The organism is Proteus sp. fly-1008, assembly GCF_040140305.1.
Lineage (GTDB): Bacteria > Pseudomonadota > Gammaproteobacteria > Enterobacterales > Enterobacteriaceae > Proteus > Proteus vulgaris_B.
The window spans coordinates 1-17373 of the sequence record NZ_JBEEWH010000013.1 but is presented as its reverse complement, the minus strand read 5'-3'; the positions used below and the strand labels follow the sequence as shown (position 1 = coordinate 17373).

Annotated in this window: 10 protein-coding genes; 4 read left to right on the top strand and 6 right to left on the bottom strand. The window is 34.0% G+C overall.

What is annotated here, in order from left to right:
• Positions 1 to 48: 48 nt before the first annotated feature.
• Positions 49 to 1212: a tRNA/rRNA methyltransferase gene (locus ABN256_RS16830; RefSeq protein ID WP_340895512.1), complete on the bottom strand. Its 1164-nt coding sequence runs from the start codon at positions 1210 to 1212 to the stop codon at positions 49 to 51.
• A gap of 231 nt (positions 1213 to 1443) precedes the next feature.
• Here ABN256_RS16830 and ABN256_RS16825 point away from each other — a divergent pair, with 231 nt between their 5' ends.
• From ABN256_RS16825 to ABN256_RS16810, 4 genes are all read left to right on the top strand, one after another.
• Positions 1444 to 2127, top strand: coding sequence for a tRNA-uridine aminocarboxypropyltransferase (locus ABN256_RS16825; protein ID WP_349439791.1), 684 nt, complete (start codon positions 1444 to 1446; stop codon positions 2125 to 2127).
• Positions 2128 to 2173: 46 nt separating this feature from the next.
• Complete coding sequence (locus tag ABN256_RS16820; RefSeq protein WP_349439790.1) at positions 2174 to 4816, top strand: bifunctional acetate--CoA ligase family protein/GNAT family N-acetyltransferase; 2643 nt, start codon at positions 2174 to 2176, stop codon at positions 4814 to 4816.
• Positions 4817 to 5021: 205 nt separating this feature from the next.
• Positions 5022 to 6380, top strand: a complete 1359-nt coding sequence (gene pssA / locus ABN256_RS16815) for a CDP-diacylglycerol--serine O-phosphatidyltransferase (RefSeq protein WP_196553496.1) — start codon at positions 5022 to 5024, stop codon at positions 6378 to 6380.
• Between the two features lie 139 nt (positions 6381 to 6519).
• Complete coding sequence (locus tag ABN256_RS16810; RefSeq protein WP_196553468.1) at positions 6520 to 6867, top strand: YfiM family lipoprotein; 348 nt, start codon at positions 6520 to 6522, stop codon at positions 6865 to 6867.
• Positions 6868 to 6938: 71 nt separating this feature from the next.
• On the opposite strand, the gene ABN256_RS16805 is transcribed toward ABN256_RS16810, so the two are convergent.
• From ABN256_RS16805 to ABN256_RS16785, 5 genes are read right to left on the bottom strand one after another with little or no spacing between them, the layout of a single operon-like run.
• Positions 6939 to 11930 carry an RHS repeat-associated core domain-containing protein gene (locus ABN256_RS16805; RefSeq protein WP_196553469.1) on the bottom strand — a complete coding sequence of 1664 codons (4992 nt, stop codon included), beginning with the start codon at positions 11928 to 11930 and terminating at the stop codon, positions 6939 to 6941.
• A 50-nt stretch (positions 11931 to 11980) separates the two neighbouring features.
• Positions 11981 to 12436: a hypothetical protein gene (locus ABN256_RS16800; RefSeq protein WP_072070277.1), complete on the bottom strand. Its 456-nt coding sequence runs from the start codon at positions 12434 to 12436 to the stop codon at positions 11981 to 11983.
• 26 nt (positions 12437 to 12462) lie between these two features.
• Positions 12463 to 14097: a TULIP family P47-like protein gene (locus ABN256_RS16795; protein WP_349439789.1), complete on the bottom strand. Its 1635-nt coding sequence runs from the start codon at positions 14095 to 14097 to the stop codon at positions 12463 to 12465.
• Between the two features lie 18 nt (positions 14098 to 14115).
• Complete coding sequence (locus ABN256_RS16790) at positions 14116 to 15390, bottom strand: TULIP family P47-like protein (RefSeq protein WP_196553471.1); 1275 nt, start codon at positions 15388 to 15390, stop codon at positions 14116 to 14118.
• A gap of 18 nt (positions 15391 to 15408) precedes the next feature.
• Entirely contained in the window at positions 15409 to 17034 is a 1626-nt protein-coding gene (locus ABN256_RS16785; protein WP_349439788.1) for a TULIP family P47-like protein, read from the bottom strand.
• Positions 17035 to 17373: the final 339 nt, after the last annotated feature.

Here is a 17373-nt window from a genome sequence, read left to right as displayed (position 1 = left end):
AATGACTAAGCGGTTTTTTATCATTCTTTATTTAAAACTATAAAGCAATTAGCCTTGGTGCTGACGCCACCATTCTGCTAATAATACACCTGAAGCTACAGAAACGTTTAAGCTTTCTACGTGTCCTGTTCCGCCGATGTAAATACTCATATCACCTTGATTTAAAGTGCTTTCACTTAAGCCATCTTTCTCTTGACCTAAGATAAGCACCATTTTTGCTGGTAATTGTGCTTTTGATAATGGCACACTGCCTTTATGACTTGATGTTGCCACCAGCGTATAACCCGCTTTTTTAAATTTATCTAAAGTTTGAGCAAAGTTATCAGCATCAATACCTTGGATATATTCAGCACCACCTTCTGCGGTACGAACAGCCGCACCAGATTCTAATACAGCAGAATCAGGAGAGATAACCCCTTTTACGCCAAAGTGCGCGCAACTACGCATAATTGCACCTACGTTATGTGGATTACCTACATCTTCCAGTGCTAATACACAATCACTCTCAGGCGCATCTTTCAGGTAAGTTTCTGCATCATGACCAACACGCTTTTTAATTAAGAAGCATACGCCACCATGGTGATCGGTACGGGCGGCTTTGACCATCTCTTCTTCTTCAACAACGTGATAGGCCTTGCGATTTGCAGCCATCCATTTTAATGCATCACGAAAACGTGGCGTAACATCTTGTAAAAACCAAGCTCGAACAATCGCATCAGGACGGTTTTTAAACATTGCCTGACAGGCATTTTCACCATAAATACGCGTTTCTTCTAAGCGCTGACGACGAAGTTGTTCAGGATCGATTTGGCTCTTACCAGTAATGCCATCGTGCTCTTTTATTGCCTCTTCACCAGCAGGGCGAGAAACGGTTTTCCATGGAGAAAAACCTCCGCCTTCGCTATCGCGAGAAGGCTTTGATTCATTACGTGATGCGCCACGCCCTGAAGGCTTACCTGCACCGCGGTCATCACGACGAGAAAATTTGTTATCACCACGTCTGTTATCGCGATTTTTATCGTCACGGCTATCACCGCGTCTGTTATCACGATTTTTGTCGTCACGGTTATCACCGCGTCTGTTGTCACGACTGTCACCACGACCATTTTCAGGACGACGGGATGGTTTTTTAGGTTTATTATCGGCATTGTCCTCACTACGGACATACATCACTTTTACTTTGCCGTTTTTACCTTCATAAGAATCGTTCATTTGTCTCTCCAACTGCAATAGGGGCGCAGATTACATGATAGTTTAGCAACTGTCACCGAGAGAATCACGCATAGGAATCGATAAACTAATCAGGATCAATTGATAATTAAATTCATCATAGATATAACCAATATATCAATATGATTTTTATGAAAAAAAAGTGCTGAATAGTTTGTTTGTTTTTAACATGATAAAATCCGTTTCTTTTTTATTAGTGTTGGTTTATTTGCTATGCATGACAATGCAGTCTCTCGACTTCGTCAATATCGACTTTCGATTTCTACTCGTCCTTTTAAAGCGCGTGGTTTTCGTACAAAACGTTGTTCTTTTTGCTTATTACCCGAAAAACAGTGCCTTTGTGACACAATTGTCAGCCAACCAGCAAAAAGCCAATTTTGTTTATTGATGTATGATACCGAAGTAATGAAACCAAGTAATACAGGGAAACTAATTGCCGATGTATTACCAGACACGCAGGCTTTTTTATGGTCCCGTACTACTCCTGAACTGGCCTTGCTTGATCTCATCAATACACCGGATAAGCAAGCTTATGTTGTCTTCCCTGAAAGCTATGCTTCAAGTGAACGTGTTGTATACAACCAGCTTCCTATTAATAGCAAACCCCCTCTGTTTATCCTTTTAGATGGAACATGGAGTGAAGCTCGTAAAATGTTTCGTAAAAGCCCTTACCTCGATTCATTGCCTATTTTTTCACTTAATGAAGCCAGTAAATGTGATTACGTTCTTCGCCAAGCCACAAGAGAAGATCAACATTGTACTGCTGAAGTAGCTGCGTCTATTTTAGAAAATGTGGGTGATATAAGTGCATCACAACAACTCTTTTCTCATTTTAGTTACTTTCGTCAACAATATTTAATCGGAAAACCAGACCGCCGTCAGGCAAAAGAAGAGTAAATCAGCTACATTGAATAAAAGTTGATAATCAAACTCTGGAGTGGATATGAGCCAACGAGGTCTTGAAGCACTATTGCGTCCTAAATCTATTGCGGTAATTGGTGCCTCTGAAAAATTAGGTCGTGCTGGAACCACTATGATGAAAAATCTACTCAGTGGTGGATTTAACGGCCCTGTATTCCCAATTAATCCCTCTCGTGGCTCTGTCTCTGGTGTTTTTACTTATCCGTCTATTGATAAATTACCCCAAGTTCCTGATCTAGCAATTATCTGTACCCATCATCACCGTAATCTTGAGTTGCTAAAACAATTAGGTGAATCAGGCTGTAAGGCTGTTATTGTCCTTTCAGCACAGCCTGAACAGTTCCAGACAATAAAGTTACTCTGCCAGCAATATCATGTCCGTTTACTAGGCCCCAATAGTCTGGGTCTTTTAGCACCGTGGCAAGGGCTAAATGCCAGTTTTTCACCTCTCCCTGTTAAAAAAGGAAAACTCGCATTTATTTCACAGTCAGCGGCTGTTGCCAATACTATTTTAGATTGGGCTTATTATCGTAATATTGGGTTTTCTTACTTTATTGCCTTAGGGGATAACCAAGACATACAAGTCGATGACTTACTGGATTTTCTAGCAAGAGACAGTAAAACTAGTGCTATTTTATTACATTTAGAGCATATTAAAGATGCTCGCCGTTTTATGTCTGCCTCTCGAAGTGCTTCACGCAATAAACCTATTTTGGTCATAAAAAGTGGTCGTACCCAAAAAGCCCAGCTGTTATTAGGTGATACACCAAGTTATGACATCGCTTATGATGCTGCATTTCAACGCGCAGGTTTATTACGCGTACAAGATACTCATGAAATGTTTTCTGCTGTTGAAACTCTTAGCTATATGACGCCCCTAAAAGGCGAAAAATTGATGATTATGAGCAATGGCTCTGCACCTGCTGCCATGGCGATAGATGAGCTATTTTTGCATTCAGGAAAGCTGGCAAAACTGACAGATGAAACAACGCAAAAACTACAAAGTGTTATTCAAGAAAAAAGCACCATCCGCAATCCATTAAACTTAGGTGATGATACAACTGTTGAACGCTATATTGCGACGCTTAATTGCTTATTAGATAGTCATGATCATGATGCTTTATTACTTATTCATACCCCAAGTGCTATAGCACCCAGTATTGAAACAGCACAACGCGTCATAGCAGCAATTAATCAGCATCCTAGACGAAAATGGCTCACCGTTTTTACTAACTGGGGCGGAGAATATTCATCTCAGCAATCACGTAAATTATTTAGTGAAGCCGGTATTCCTACTTATCGCACCCCAGAAGGCGCTGTTACTGCATTTATGCATATGGTGGAATATCGTCGGAATCAAAAACAATTAAAAGAAACCCCCGCATTGCCTTTAGATATCAAAATGAATACGCAACAAGCGCATCATTGTATTGAAGAAGCATTACAGAATAAGCAGTATCGATTAGATACACACCAAGTCCAGCCTATTATGGAAGCTTATGGTTTCAATACACTGCCTACCTGGATTGCTCATAATGCACAAGAAGCCGTCAATATAGCAGAAAAAATTGGCTATCCTGTTGCACTAAAATTGCGTTCTCCTGATATTCCTCATAAATCTGAAGTTCAAGGTGTCATGCTTTACCTACGTGACAGCACTGAAGTTTCATCAGCGGCCCATGCCATTATTGAACGAGTAACAGAACTCTATCCTCAGGCTAAAATTCAGGGTTTGTTAGTGCAAAGTATGGCAAATCGAGCAGGCTCTCAAGAACTGCGAGTGGCAATAGAGCAAGATCCTATTTTTGGCCCATTAATTCTATTGGGTGAAGGGGGAGTTGAGTGGCAAATTGAAACTAAGGCTGCCGTTGCATTACCGCCTCTGAACATGGCACTTGCTCGTTATCTGGTAATTAATGCAATTAAAAGTGGAAAAATACAGCCAAGAAGTGCTTTACAACCTCTAAATATTTTAAGCTTAAGTCATTTTTTGGTACAGGTTTCTCATCTACTTTTAGATTGTCCGCAAATTGTTAGGCTAGATATTCACCCATTACTGGCTTCTGGCAATGATTTTACATTATTAGATGTTGCAATGGAGTTATCTCCACTGCAAGGTGATCCCCACCAAAGACTCTCTATTCGCCCTTATCCTAATGAATTAGAAGAAACATTTTATCTAAGAGATAGTAATCCTTGTTTTATTCGCCCTATTTTACCTGAGGACGAACCTCTACTAAAAACATTTATTAACCAAGTGACAAAAGAAGATCTTTACTATCGTTATTTTAGTGAGATAAGTGAGTTTACTCATGACGATCTCGCGAATATGACTCAAATTGATTACGATCGAGAAATGGCATTTGTCGCAATTCGAAATCCAGAAGATCAACCTGAAATCATTGGTGTCGCACGCGCAATGGCAGATCCGGATAATCAACATGCCGAATTTGCTATCCTTGTGCGATCTGATTTAAAAGGAAATACTCTAGGTCATCAACTTATGACTAAACTTATCAACTATACTAGAGTACACGGTATTAAACGTTTAACCGCAATAACCATGCCTGAAAATCGCAATATGATAAGTTTAGCGAAAAAATTAGGTTTTTCGGTTGAAGTTCAGTTTGATGAAGGAATAGTGAATCTTGACTTGCTTCTTTGATCCTCAAAAGATGTGTAAGTACGATAATCATAAGAGAAAGTTTTGTTATGTGATTATTCACGCAACCTTTGATAAATTAGCTATATATGATGATTTTATGCGTACATCCCATATAACTAATGTTATGATCAGAAGATCGGTTAAAGAAAATCTACATGGACGATGGCTCCATCTGCCATCATAAACAAGAGAACTAAGCACTGTGATGTTGTCTAAACTAAAACTTGCTAAGCATCAACAACACCTTGCACAACTGCCTAAATTAGCTCAGTCAGTTGCTGATGTTGAAACGCTTTATCAGACGTCCGCGTTTCGCAGCACCTTATTGAAATATATTGCTCAAGCAAAAAAAGAGATCTTTATTACAGCTCTTTATTTAGAGCACGATGAGGCTGGTGAAGAGATCCTTGATGCGCTTTACACCGCAAAACAACAACGTCCTGAATTATCCATTACCGTTATTGTTGACTGGCACCGTGCTCAACGTGGGCGTATTGGTGTCTCGGCTGATGCGACAAATGCAGATTGGTATTACCATGTTGCACAGCAACATCCTGGTATAGAGCTCCCTATCTATGGGCTCCCTGTTAATACTCGTGAAGCGCTAGGTGTATTACACCTAAAAGGTTTTATCTTTGATGATACGGTTATTTATAGTGGTGCAAGCATTAATAATGTGTATTTGCATAAGCTAGATAAATATCGCTATGACCGATATCACATTATTCAAAATAGTGAATTAGCGACCACAATGAAACAGTTTATTGTGGGTGATCTTCTACAATCTGAAGCTATTCAACGTCTTGATATTAAAGATAGGGTTCGTTGTGCCGAAATAAAAAATTGCATACGTCAATTTCGTTTTAATTTACGCACGCGTGATGGCTATGATATTAAATCCAATGCTTCTAATCATGAATTAGCAGTAACACCTTTAGTAGGTTTAGGTAAGAAAAATATCTTAAATAAGACTATTTCTCACCTAATGGCTTCTACAGAAGAAAAGTTGGTTATTTGCACACCTTATTTTAATTTACCTGCGATCCTTGTTCGTCAAATCAGCCATTTATTAAGAAATGGCAAACAAGTCGAAATTATTATTGGTGATAAAACGGCAAATGACTTTTATATTCCACCTGAAGAGCCATTTAAAATTATTGGTGCCCTGCCTTATCTCTATGAGATCAATCTGCGTAAATTTACCCAGCGTTTCCAACGATTTATTGATAATGACCAATTAACAGTAAGGCTTTGGAAAGACAGTGATAACACTTATCACTTAAAAGGTATGTGGGTCGATGATAATTGGCAGTTAATTACAGGTAATAATCTAAACCCTCGTGCATGGGGATTAGATTTAGAAAACGCGATATTGATTCATGATCCTAAACATGAATTACATGAACAACGACATAAAGAGTTAGCGTGTATTCGTCAACACACAATCGTTGTGAAACACTATCAAGATCTAGAAAGCATTAAGCTTTACCCACTAAAAGTGAAAAAGTTGATCAAACGGTTACGACGTATTCGTGTTGATAGATTAATCAGTCGTATACTTTAATCAACGCTTCATTTGATAAGCCTTGCTAAATAACAGCAAGGCTTTTTTGTTTGATAAAATTTTTTCTTAAATCATCCCTTATCTTTAATAATCCTCTATATTAAAAACACGCTTATCAATGAAAAGACTTTTATTTTTTATGAAACTAAAGCTTAAGTATCACTCTCTAATTATTTTATTATCAATAATGATTTTAAATGGGTGCCAGTCATTTCATTTTGCCAATGATAATTGGAAAGGCAAAGATAAAGCTCAGCATTTTTTATTTTCAATGGCAGCATCTGCTGGTGCAAATGCGTATGCAGACCATCAAAATTATGGTTATAGAGAGGGATTATTAATTGGGCTCTCAGTTTCTATTAGTTTAGGTGCAGCAAAGGAGCTTTATGATAGTCGCCCAGATGGTACAGGCTGGAGCTGGCATGATTTCGCTTATGATGTTGCAGGGGCGGCGGCAGGTTCATTGCTTTATCAGCAATTAAAGTAACACAAAATAGTGTTCATAATAGAACAACTATTCTGTATTTCTTTAAGATATTATGAGTCAGTGACATAATATTAATATCTAAACATTGTGGGTTGATAAGTCCAAGAGTAATGATTTAAAACATCAAATATTGAATATGGATTTGTTTTATGAATTTTAAAAACATGTCGTTCTGAAAATGTTTTCGCCATTTTAGCATGACCCGCTGGACCGGCTATTTTTACGGCTTCAGCAAAAAGGTCAAAAACGTCTTCTAAAACAAAGTTACCCGTCATGGGTCCAATAAAACTCTTAACATCTTTTTGTGCTAATTGCCCTAATTTATAGCCTATAGAATGGATCCCTCCTACACCAGAATGACACGCAAGAGTACGCAAACTAGCATAATCATCTAAATTGTAACGTGTTTTCAATATACTATATAATTCATCAGCATCCATATTACGCAATCCACCTTCGGTTAATACGGTCAGTAAAGAGCCTTTACCAACCGGCTCACCATGAGAAACAATATTTAATCGGCTGGCATTTTTATAAGTGTCTTCAAAAGTATAAAATCCCTGATCCAACAAATCTATTTTCCTCATCGTTCCACCCAACGTTATGGGTTTATTTTTAAAGATTGTCGCTGTTTTGCTGATCCCTTTTCCTAACGAGTAGATCCCCAAACCAATAGAAGGGGTGGCTAAACCTAATGATACCCATCCTAGAATTTCTGAGGATTTTGGATCCTTTTCTTCTAGCGCACCAGCGGCAATTGCGGTTGCACCGCTAGCAACTTCTAATGCCGTTAATGCTAGTGCAACACCTAAACCAAATTCTAAAGACGCGCCAAATGTTAATGGTGCAAGCAATAGCCCAACACCGCCTAATATAATACTAGCCCATCCCCATCCACTAATATGCCCACTAGGATCACTTAAATTGACAGGATCACCATTACAATAAGCATATGCATTTAACCCGCCAGCTCCAAATGGGCTTAAACTATCAGGGCAGGTAAAGCGCATTAAGCGAGGTTGATAAGCGCGATAGCCATTACCTAAAAGATAACTTTGACTGAAACTATCCCATAATTCACCTGTAAAACGAGGTCCAGCGCTGAACGCTCCTGCACCATCTCCCCAAGGTGAATAAGAAAGAAAAGAAGCGGGATCATCTGGAGTATTGAAAAAGGCAAAAGCAGATCCCATCATATCTGTTGCAACTTCAGTATAAAGCTCAGTATTATCATTATTGGATTTAATATCGTACTTAAAACCAACACAATATTTACCCAACAAATTATAGCGCACATTAACATTAGGATAGATTTCATTTGCTATAGCATCATTGCGATAATAGAGCTCTCCTACTCCACCTTTATATTCTTTTGTTAATAAGCGATTTAAACCGTCATAACCATAACTAATTGTATCTTTGTTATTAATAACTGTTTTTAATCGACCTAATTTATCATAAGTTAATTTATAGCCGAATATATCCTCAATCATCCGCCCATTCAAATCATAGTTTAAGGTAATGGAAGGTTTATTATTTGAATATGAAAGATGGGTTAATTGACAAGGATCATTCGAATTTTGGTAATGGTAGTCAACAACTTCATTACCATTATCAAAGATAGTTGTGGATTTTTTAATATTACCTAATGCATCCCATACATAACTTTGCTGTTTAATATTCCGCCCCTCGCTATCTTTAGAAAATATTTCACCTTCACATAAATAATTTAATAATCGTCCCATATTATCATAATCATAAGTTTCATTTTTAATTTCTCTCTTATTTAAAAATAATTTCTTATTGGATAATTTATTTGTCATTAAAAATGTTTGTTCAATATCTATATTCTTTGTTTTATTATCTTTTATTTCAATTAATTCTCTTTTAGTTTCTCTTCCAAAATCATCTAACGTTAATTTAGTTTCTAACGTGCTATTGTTAACGTTATATATTGCCTTATGACCAATATAATTTCCTAACTCATTGTAATTAACAGTAGTAGTAACAGCTCTATCAACAATTTGTGTTATTTGATTGTTCTTATCATAAACATACATCTGTGTTTCATTATCAATGCCAGTATAGCTAACGAGTAAATTTCTTAGCGAATAAGAATAACTTACTCTACGCTCTGATTTCCCCTGTAAAGTTATTTTTTCATTTTTTAGCTGACCTGATTTTGTATATGAAAAGAGATGATTGAAACCATTATTTTCAGAGTATTTTATTAATCTTCCGGTTAATGGCTCATATTCATATTGTTGTATTTCTCCATTAAATTTTATCGAAGATATCGCATTATCTAATTCTGAAATATATTCATAAGAAATAATGCTATTATCGGCTGTTGTAACCTGATGAGGATCTGGTGAAGCACCTTGATAACTCATTGTTAAATTACGCCCGCCACATTGATAACGTGTTAGCCTTCCAAAACTGTCAAATTCTTGTGTTCCGAGTATCATTTCATTACTATCATTTGGTTTTAATGAAATTTGAATAGGTAGGCTATCTTTATATTTTTTCTTAATAATAGATCCATCTGGTAATTTTTTTTCTATCAGTTGGTCAAAGTCATCATATTCAAATGTAGTCACATTATTTGATTTATCGATAGTTTTACGTATTCGCCCTAAACCATCAGTAAAAAATTGCCAGTAATACTCTTCAGTCACACCATCTGATTTAAGTTGAACGATCTTGTTAATTTTTCCTGATTGATTAAACTCTTTTTGAATAATACCTGATTTCTTATTCACATCGCGAAGTGATATCGATTGAGATCTGAACTGATTTTTTATTGGATCAAATATTTTTCTATTTGAAAAACCATTACTATAATCTTCACCAATCAAGTCACCCCAATCGTTATATTTATATAATATTAAATTTTCCTTAGGCTGCTCATTAGGATTATCTATATTATGCAAATCGTAATGTGTTACACTAATGACTTTTCCTAATGAATTATAATCATATTTTTCTATTCTAAATCCATTAGGAATTTCTTCAGTAAAATAAAATTTCTCAACAATCCGACCTTCTCCATCCATTTTACTTAAATATTTATTCCCTAACGCATCTTTAACCGAAAATTCAATTGGTACATTAGATAAAGCAATATTTAATTCATATTCAATTTTATTTTCATATGGGGTCTTAGGCGATAGGATATTTGATATCACTTGCCCTAATTTATCATATTGGTACTCTGAAATATTTCCTTGTATATCTTTTTCCATAATTAAACGATAAGAAATAGGTGTCCAACGTTTTTCTGTAGAAACAACGATATTATCTTTAACTCCTGTTATTTTCGTAATACAAGAAATATAATTACTATTTGAATAACTCCATTCATATTCTTCTTTAAGAGATAACGTCTCTACTTGTTGTTCTGTTATTGTTACTTTTTTTTCTAAAACTCGTCCCAAATTATCAGATGAAACATCATTATAATAAGAGATACTTTGCTTTCTTATTTGGTTATTATTAGATAAAATTATTTCTGATGTAAGTAATACCATATTATTAACAGGTAATAACTGGCTATTTTTTATGGAAAAACTGTCATAGAGATATTGTTTTTTTCTCGTCGGTGTTTCAAATTCAGTTGTAGCAGGTGTAATCGTTTCTTCTTTTATAAATTTTTTAAAACCATTTGGTTCTGCTGGACATTTTCCTGATTCACCACTGGGATCATAATAAGTAAATTCAGATTTGGTTGAATCAAAAGCAACCATTGAAATAATATTACATTCATTATCATACTCAGTTATACTTTTTTCTCGGCGATAATTATCACCTTGCTTCCAAATTATCAGGTATTCTTTTGGCATTTGATATTGAGGTAACTGCTGTTCAAAGCTTTTATTTATATCAGCGTAATATGTTATCTGAGTGATTTTTTCACATAATATCTCATTAGTATGAGAAATTGTTTGTTCTCTTTCTTCGATAACTAAATGAAAACTATTATATATTCGCTTCGTTGCAAAAGTAATATTTTTATCAGTATCTTTTCTTTTTTCTATTGAATCATATTGATAATTGTTTTCGACATTATATAAATAATCTTGTCCATTGGTCGTTATTCTGGCGCTAGCACCACCGTAACCAAGAAAATTTTTCTCTGAAAAATCATATTCAACTATTTGCTTTTTCGTGCCTAAACCAGGTGAAACAAAGTGTTTTTTCACATAAGCGATATAAGGGATCTTATTTATAACTCGAATTGGGCTTCGAGAATTAACTTGATAACTTTGATTGCCTTCTGGTAATCGATGTCCATTAGTTTGATATTCAACATGCTCAACTAATCCTGTTGGAGTAATAATTTTAGTTAAATACTTATGAATATTACTACGACCATAACGAGTATAAAATAATTGCCAAACTAAATCGGTATTTAGCGCGCGGATCGTCACTGTTGAAAGAAAAATATCTTGTTTATATAAGATGATTGAATAACTTTCATTCGTTTCTGGCCAAATATCAAATTGTATTCTTCCCAGTGTTTCTGAATAAGTCGCTTTGAATAACTCGCTACTGTTATCTCTTACCGATTTTAAACGAAAACTATCACCAAATGCTTCCCACTCTAAGGTAAGTTTATTGCCTGAAGGGCTGTATATCTCACGAACAACTTTTACATCATCAGCAGTATTATAAGAAGTTAATTTTTCACTGACTCCTGACTTATATAAAACCCAAAGTTCATTTCCTTTTTTAGAAAATTTAAAATTTTTTGGTTTAGCATGGATAAATGTGCTTTCTTGTTTTTCTTCTTTAACTTTATAGACTTGCCCTGTTGATAAAGTTAATATTTTAGAATTCTTATTATAGCTAGTTAAGTTATCAACAATACCAAAACCATAAAGAAGATTATAAAAATTTAATGGAGAATAAGAAAGTGTTAGTGATAATTCCGGTCCCATATGTTGATTGCCAATCAAATGGGCAATAGTAATATTAGTACAGAAAACACCTGTACGAGGATCAACATGACCTGTTAGCGCACTCGTAAAATTAAAAGCTTGAGATTGATGAAATTGTTCCATATTTTCACCTTATATAAATTTAATTTTTTATGTAAAAATAATTTTTTATTTTATTTTTCTTGATAAATTAATACTCTACTTTCAAATCCAGACATGGCCATAAATTCTGTTGAAATGGCTTTAGTGGCATCCGTTTTAAAAATAACACTAATCGGGGCATAACCTTTAAATGCCCCAGCAGTTACCTCAATAATATTCACATTATTTCTAATAAAAAACTTGCTTACAAAAAAAGAATTATTATCAGGATCAGGATATGAAGCACTAACCGTATATTCTTCCCCTGTAAAAAAATTTACAAATTTTATTTCTTTATTTTGAATGGCAGATGTTAATTTATTTTCATCAAGTAAATAATAACTATCGTCAGATTTCCTCGCGACAAAAAATAAATAAAACTTTGCAATATGTTCAGGATCATTACGATAAGAAAATGCATTTAAATTCTCTTCTAGTAATTCAATTCTTTCAAATTCAGCGATTTCATTCAATGAATATGGTTCCATAATATATCCTTATAATATAATACAATTTATTTTAAGGTATCATCTAGGCTGATACCAATAACCAAACTATCAGCAAATTGTGCAGTTTGAACCTCTGAAGCTTTAAGACCAGATAATGCGCTTGTCCCTGTATAATTCGATGCAAATGAATTTAAAGACTCAAGATCGTCATAAAGCTCACTAAATGCAGCTCTAACCAAATTAGCAGAACTGACCTCTCCTTCAACAAAGGTTGAAGAAATTGATTGAGCAACAGAGAGGCTATTTTTAATCGGAATAGATGTTGGTCTATAAACCGGATTAGTACCAATATCTACGGTATCCCACATCATTTCAGCCAATTCAGCTTCTTCAACTCCAGCAAACGTTCTAGAAAGTGAAATCAACTCATAGCCTGTTTCTGTTTCCTGTCCAATCTTAGCAATTAAACTAATATCTCTCCATGCAGCGACACCGTAAACGAGTGATGCCATAATGGTGATAACACCTAAAATAATGTCAGTAATAATAATACCTTTATCGACTTTATTAGTGATATTAATATTTATATCATTGATATTTTTCAAATCAGGAATAAATATTAGTTCATTTTTATCATTCCTCACCATTTCAAATGTTAAAGATTGATTGATATTAATTGTTGAAGTGACATGTCCTTTTTTAGGTCTAAACGTTGCACCATTAATATTAATATGAATACGATCTTGTTGAAGATTAATATTTAATCCATTCGCAGGTATTAAAGGCTTTATAACTTCATTTTCTGTTTTTGAGCCAATAACAAATTCCCCCCATATGAGTTCTTTTTTATTATAAATAGATAAACCATATTCACTTATTTCAAAATCATCCTCTTTACTTCCACTAATAAAGTTAACAGCAGCTGGAAGTAAAAAATATTTAGTGTATATTTCTTTACTAAAAATAACTAAAGCATCAACATTATTCGTAAAAAAATGAGATATTCTATTATCAATAGATTGTTGTCTATCTCCAATATTTTTATTGCTATCAATAAGATTCAAGCATGAAAATATATCTGAACTTTCGTCGCTTTTTGTATGTGCAACAGCATAGCTAAATGCCGTCGGTTTAATCCATTGAAGATCCTCATTTATAGAGTCAAGGTCTAACATAACAATTGAAAATATATAATCAAATTCTTTAATATTTTCATTAAAATAGGATAAAAATAAAAGATCTAAAACCTCTTTCGTTCCCTCTACAATATTCGTATAATGACTTTCGACTATAATAACTGCATTTGACATATCAATAGATTTATCATTAACTTGTAGTATCCACGGTACTCCATTATTTAAAGAAGAGAGATCTTCAATTGTTTTTGAAGTATCAATTTTTTTTTGTAATGTAATTTGAATCGTTATTGAACTCCCTTCTAATGATCCTATTAACGTATCTTTTTCATCATATAACCCACCAGAAGAAACAATACACTCAATTAAAATATTTTTTCCGGTTCCCCCCTTTTTTAACGACCAATTAGTCCATTCACCTGATATTTTAAATAATGAAGTTATAATTTTTTTCGAAGCTGAGAATTTTTGAGGATAATGTTTATTTTTATCGATATATTTATTAATTATTTTATAATTTGTAGCATAAACAACATCCCAACCATAAGTTGCAATTTCTTTCATAATTTAAATTCCATTTAATTAACTGCGCATGAAAAAGTTTTCAGATAATCCACATTCTTTATATTTAGCATCAATATTCATACTAATAGGGAAAACATCGAATTCCATACCATAATTACCAAAGCTCCAAAGAAGATAACTCATTTGACTACGGATCCCTTGAATTAAGGCATCAACAACCCATCCTCCAAAGATCCAAAAGATTAAAGCAACATCATCATGAGCTTGAGAAGTAAATAATGGAGAAGAAGAGGAAATGAGTTTCACTCGTGGTCTATTATTACTATATTCTAATGATATTTTGTATTGACTTGATAAGCTAAAAGAAACATAACTACTATACGAAACAACATCACAAGTTCCTGTTGCATTATTTATAATGATTTTATCACTAATTATTTCAATAAGTGCACTATCAAAATAAGGCGTATAACCATTCATTTTATTTAATGGGATCCGTCCATTATTGTGAATAATATTATTCTCCCCAATTTTAAAATGTTCTTTATGAGAACCTTGAAAAATATGGGGTAATCCTTCAAGAAGGACGTATTTTATAAACGCCCATTTAGCAATAAGAAAACCTGATTTATCTTCTTTTCTAACCAAGTTATGATCAAATTGCAATTGTAGATCTGTTAATTTTGGTGGATTTGGATTAGCCTCCAAAATAGTTAATACACCAAGAACACCTAATTCACCATTAATACTCTCATTGTAAGAATATTGAATTATATGACTTTTCATCCATGTATTATTACCATCAGGTAAACTAATTAACTCAGAAAAAATAAATTGTAATTTTTCTTTATTTTCAATAATCATTTTAGCCATTAAATCAGAGAATAATTCTGATACGAATTTTTCATCGTTAGGAAAAATATTATTTATATCATCATCTAATATAACAATACTGCCATCACCTGAAAGGACATTTATTTGTTTTTTCTCTAACTTTTTACAGTTTATTTTTAATATAGTATGATTAACATCATTTCCCACAAACTCTAATTCAATTTCTATCTTAGGACATATTCCATCAACAACAATATCTAGTTTTTCACCTACAATTGTTGTTGTTAATTTTCCTTTTTTAATTGGTGTTATAAAATGAATTCTTTGAGAGCTTCCTCCCGATACAATTTGCCAACTATCAAATTCTCCTTCAATTAAACTATTATTTTCACTTTTAAAAGTAAATTCCTTAATAAATAATTCTCTGTTATTTGCAATTTTATCATTAATTGATGAACACTTTGCAGCACAAACCATATCCCAATTATACATATCCATATGAATATCCTTTTTCTTTTAACTCATTTTTAATCCGATAACAAAACTATCGACTAATGTTGCCGATTTTAATTCCATATTTTCAATACCAGGCCATTTCACTGCGCCAGTAAAATTACGTGCAAATATTTTAAAACTAGGTACATCATCAAAGATCTGATGATATATCGCTTCTGATAGTGTCGTTGCTCCCCATATAATACCTGTCGTTGCTGCAGTCACTGCTGAACCAATTTTTACAACATTAAATACAGAAGGATTTGAAGCCACACCTCGTTGAATTGCAGCAGCAATAGGCGCTAACTTTTCCAATTTGATAGTAAAATTAAATAATTTAAATGAGAAAGAGGCAACTTTTGCACCTGCATTAGGGACTAATGTCGCCATTCCAGTCTCAGCAATAACCCCAGCTAGACTTGTTCCCAATGCAATAACTGAAGCAATTGATGTCACTATTTCAGTCACAATATTTAGCCAATCTAACCAATCATCAAATTTAACAGAACAACTAACAACCGCATCACCTAAACCTTTTTCATCTGGCACAAAAACAGGTTCCCCCTCTTTATTTTTTTCTACTTTATATCGAAAGTTCTGTTCTATTCCCATATATACAGTTACCCCCCATCGAGGACGATAATGAGCGCCACTAATACTTATATGAATAAAATCAGATTGAAGAGTCAAAATAAAACTTTGTGCGGGAATGGTGGGAGACATGATTTCATCGTCAGGACCGACAAAATCCTGCCAAACAGTATCTTTAATATTGGTAAGTGATAATCCATTTTTGTCTATTTCAAAATCAGCTTTTGTAGAGCCCTTAACAAGGGCAACTGCCGCTTCTAACAGAATATGCTTAACAAACATTGATTTACTTATGATCAGCGCTGCATTAGCACCATATTCCTTAACAACCTGCAACGCTGCTATATCAACTGTTTGCTGTAGATCACCAATGTCAGTTTTTCCATCGACTAATGTTAAGGCAGCAAAAGCAGCAGATTTTTGATCTATAGAGCTATTTGCTGAATAACTATAGGCCGATGGTTTGAGCCATTGAAAATCACCTTTATTTGCTTTTAATCCTATTAATACGACGGAAAATACTTGTTTGAAAGTTCCTACATTTCGATTAAACCAATTTTTTAAAACGATATCTACAAGTGATGCTAAACCATTTTCGGGCGAATAAAGATCTTTATTGGTGTAATTAGATCCCGTAACTACAATCACCGCTTTGCTATCCACCATTAACTTATAACATTTTGTATCTTTCGATATTTCAGACGTTTCATCATCACCTATCCATTCAGTAGGATCGGTCTCAATACCATCCAGTGAAATTTCTATATTTAATGTGGATTGTGAGGCATTTTTATCATCATTTATAGGATAAGATTTTCCTATATAAGTCACAGTGGCATTTTTAATGCTGCACTGCATGTAAATATTTTTACCGCTGGCTTCATTCGCGATAGACCAATCCCCCCATTCCCCTTCTACTTTTAAATCATTACCAACCACCGTTATATAGTCTGAAAATGATTTAGGATGGTTATCACCCTCATTAATAACTTTATTCAGTGTTTCAATATCTGTAACACTGACTACATCCCAGCCGCTTGTTGATACATCAGCCATAATTAATCCTTCTTATAAAAGAGATATACTTTTGATTAACAAACCATGTAATTTAACCTTTTTTATCTTCAACTTTTATTATGGGGAATTTCATTGGAAATAAAACATCAAATAAAATTAGAGAGTTATTAACTTTTTAATACAATAGAAAATTAATAAACGAAATGATGGGATATAAAAAAGGGGATAATTAAAAAAATTAAGTAGAATAAAAATGCGTTTTATTCACATTTAAAATGGAAATTCACACAGAAAATAAACACCCAAACGCAAAAAAGCCAACCCATTGGGTTGGCTTTCTCGTCTTATTTAATGCCTGGCAGTTCCCTACTCTCACAT

Coding starts and splice junctions, on each gene's coding strand:
- ABN256_RS16825 (WP_349439791.1), top strand. CDS start 1,444: ATGCATGACAATGCAGTCTCTCGACTTCGTCAATATCGACTTTCGATT.
- ABN256_RS16785 (WP_349439788.1), bottom strand. CDS start 17,034: ATGGCTGATGTATCAACAAGCGGCTGGGATGTAGTCAGTGTTACAGAT.
- ABN256_RS16820 (WP_349439790.1), top strand. CDS start 2,174: ATGAGCCAACGAGGTCTTGAAGCACTATTGCGTCCTAAATCTATTGCG.
- ABN256_RS16810 (WP_196553468.1), top strand. CDS start 6,520: ATGAAACTAAAGCTTAAGTATCACTCTCTAATTATTTTATTATCAATA.
- ABN256_RS16800 (WP_072070277.1), bottom strand. CDS start 12,436: ATGGAACCATATTCATTGAATGAAATCGCTGAATTTGAAAGAATTGAA.
- ABN256_RS16830 (WP_340895512.1), bottom strand. CDS start 1,212: ATGAACGATTCTTATGAAGGTAAAAACGGCAAAGTAAAAGTGATGTAT.
- ABN256_RS16795 (WP_349439789.1), bottom strand. CDS start 14,097: ATGAAAGAAATTGCAACTTATGGTTGGGATGTTGTTTATGCTACAAAT.
- ABN256_RS16805 (WP_196553469.1), bottom strand. CDS start 11,930: ATGGAACAATTTCATCAATCTCAAGCTTTTAATTTTACGAGTGCGCTA.
- ABN256_RS16790 (WP_196553471.1), bottom strand. CDS start 15,390: ATGGATATGTATAATTGGGATATGGTTTGTGCTGCAAAGTGTTCATCA.
- pssA (WP_196553496.1), top strand. CDS start 5,022: ATGTTGTCTAAACTAAAACTTGCTAAGCATCAACAACACCTTGCACAA.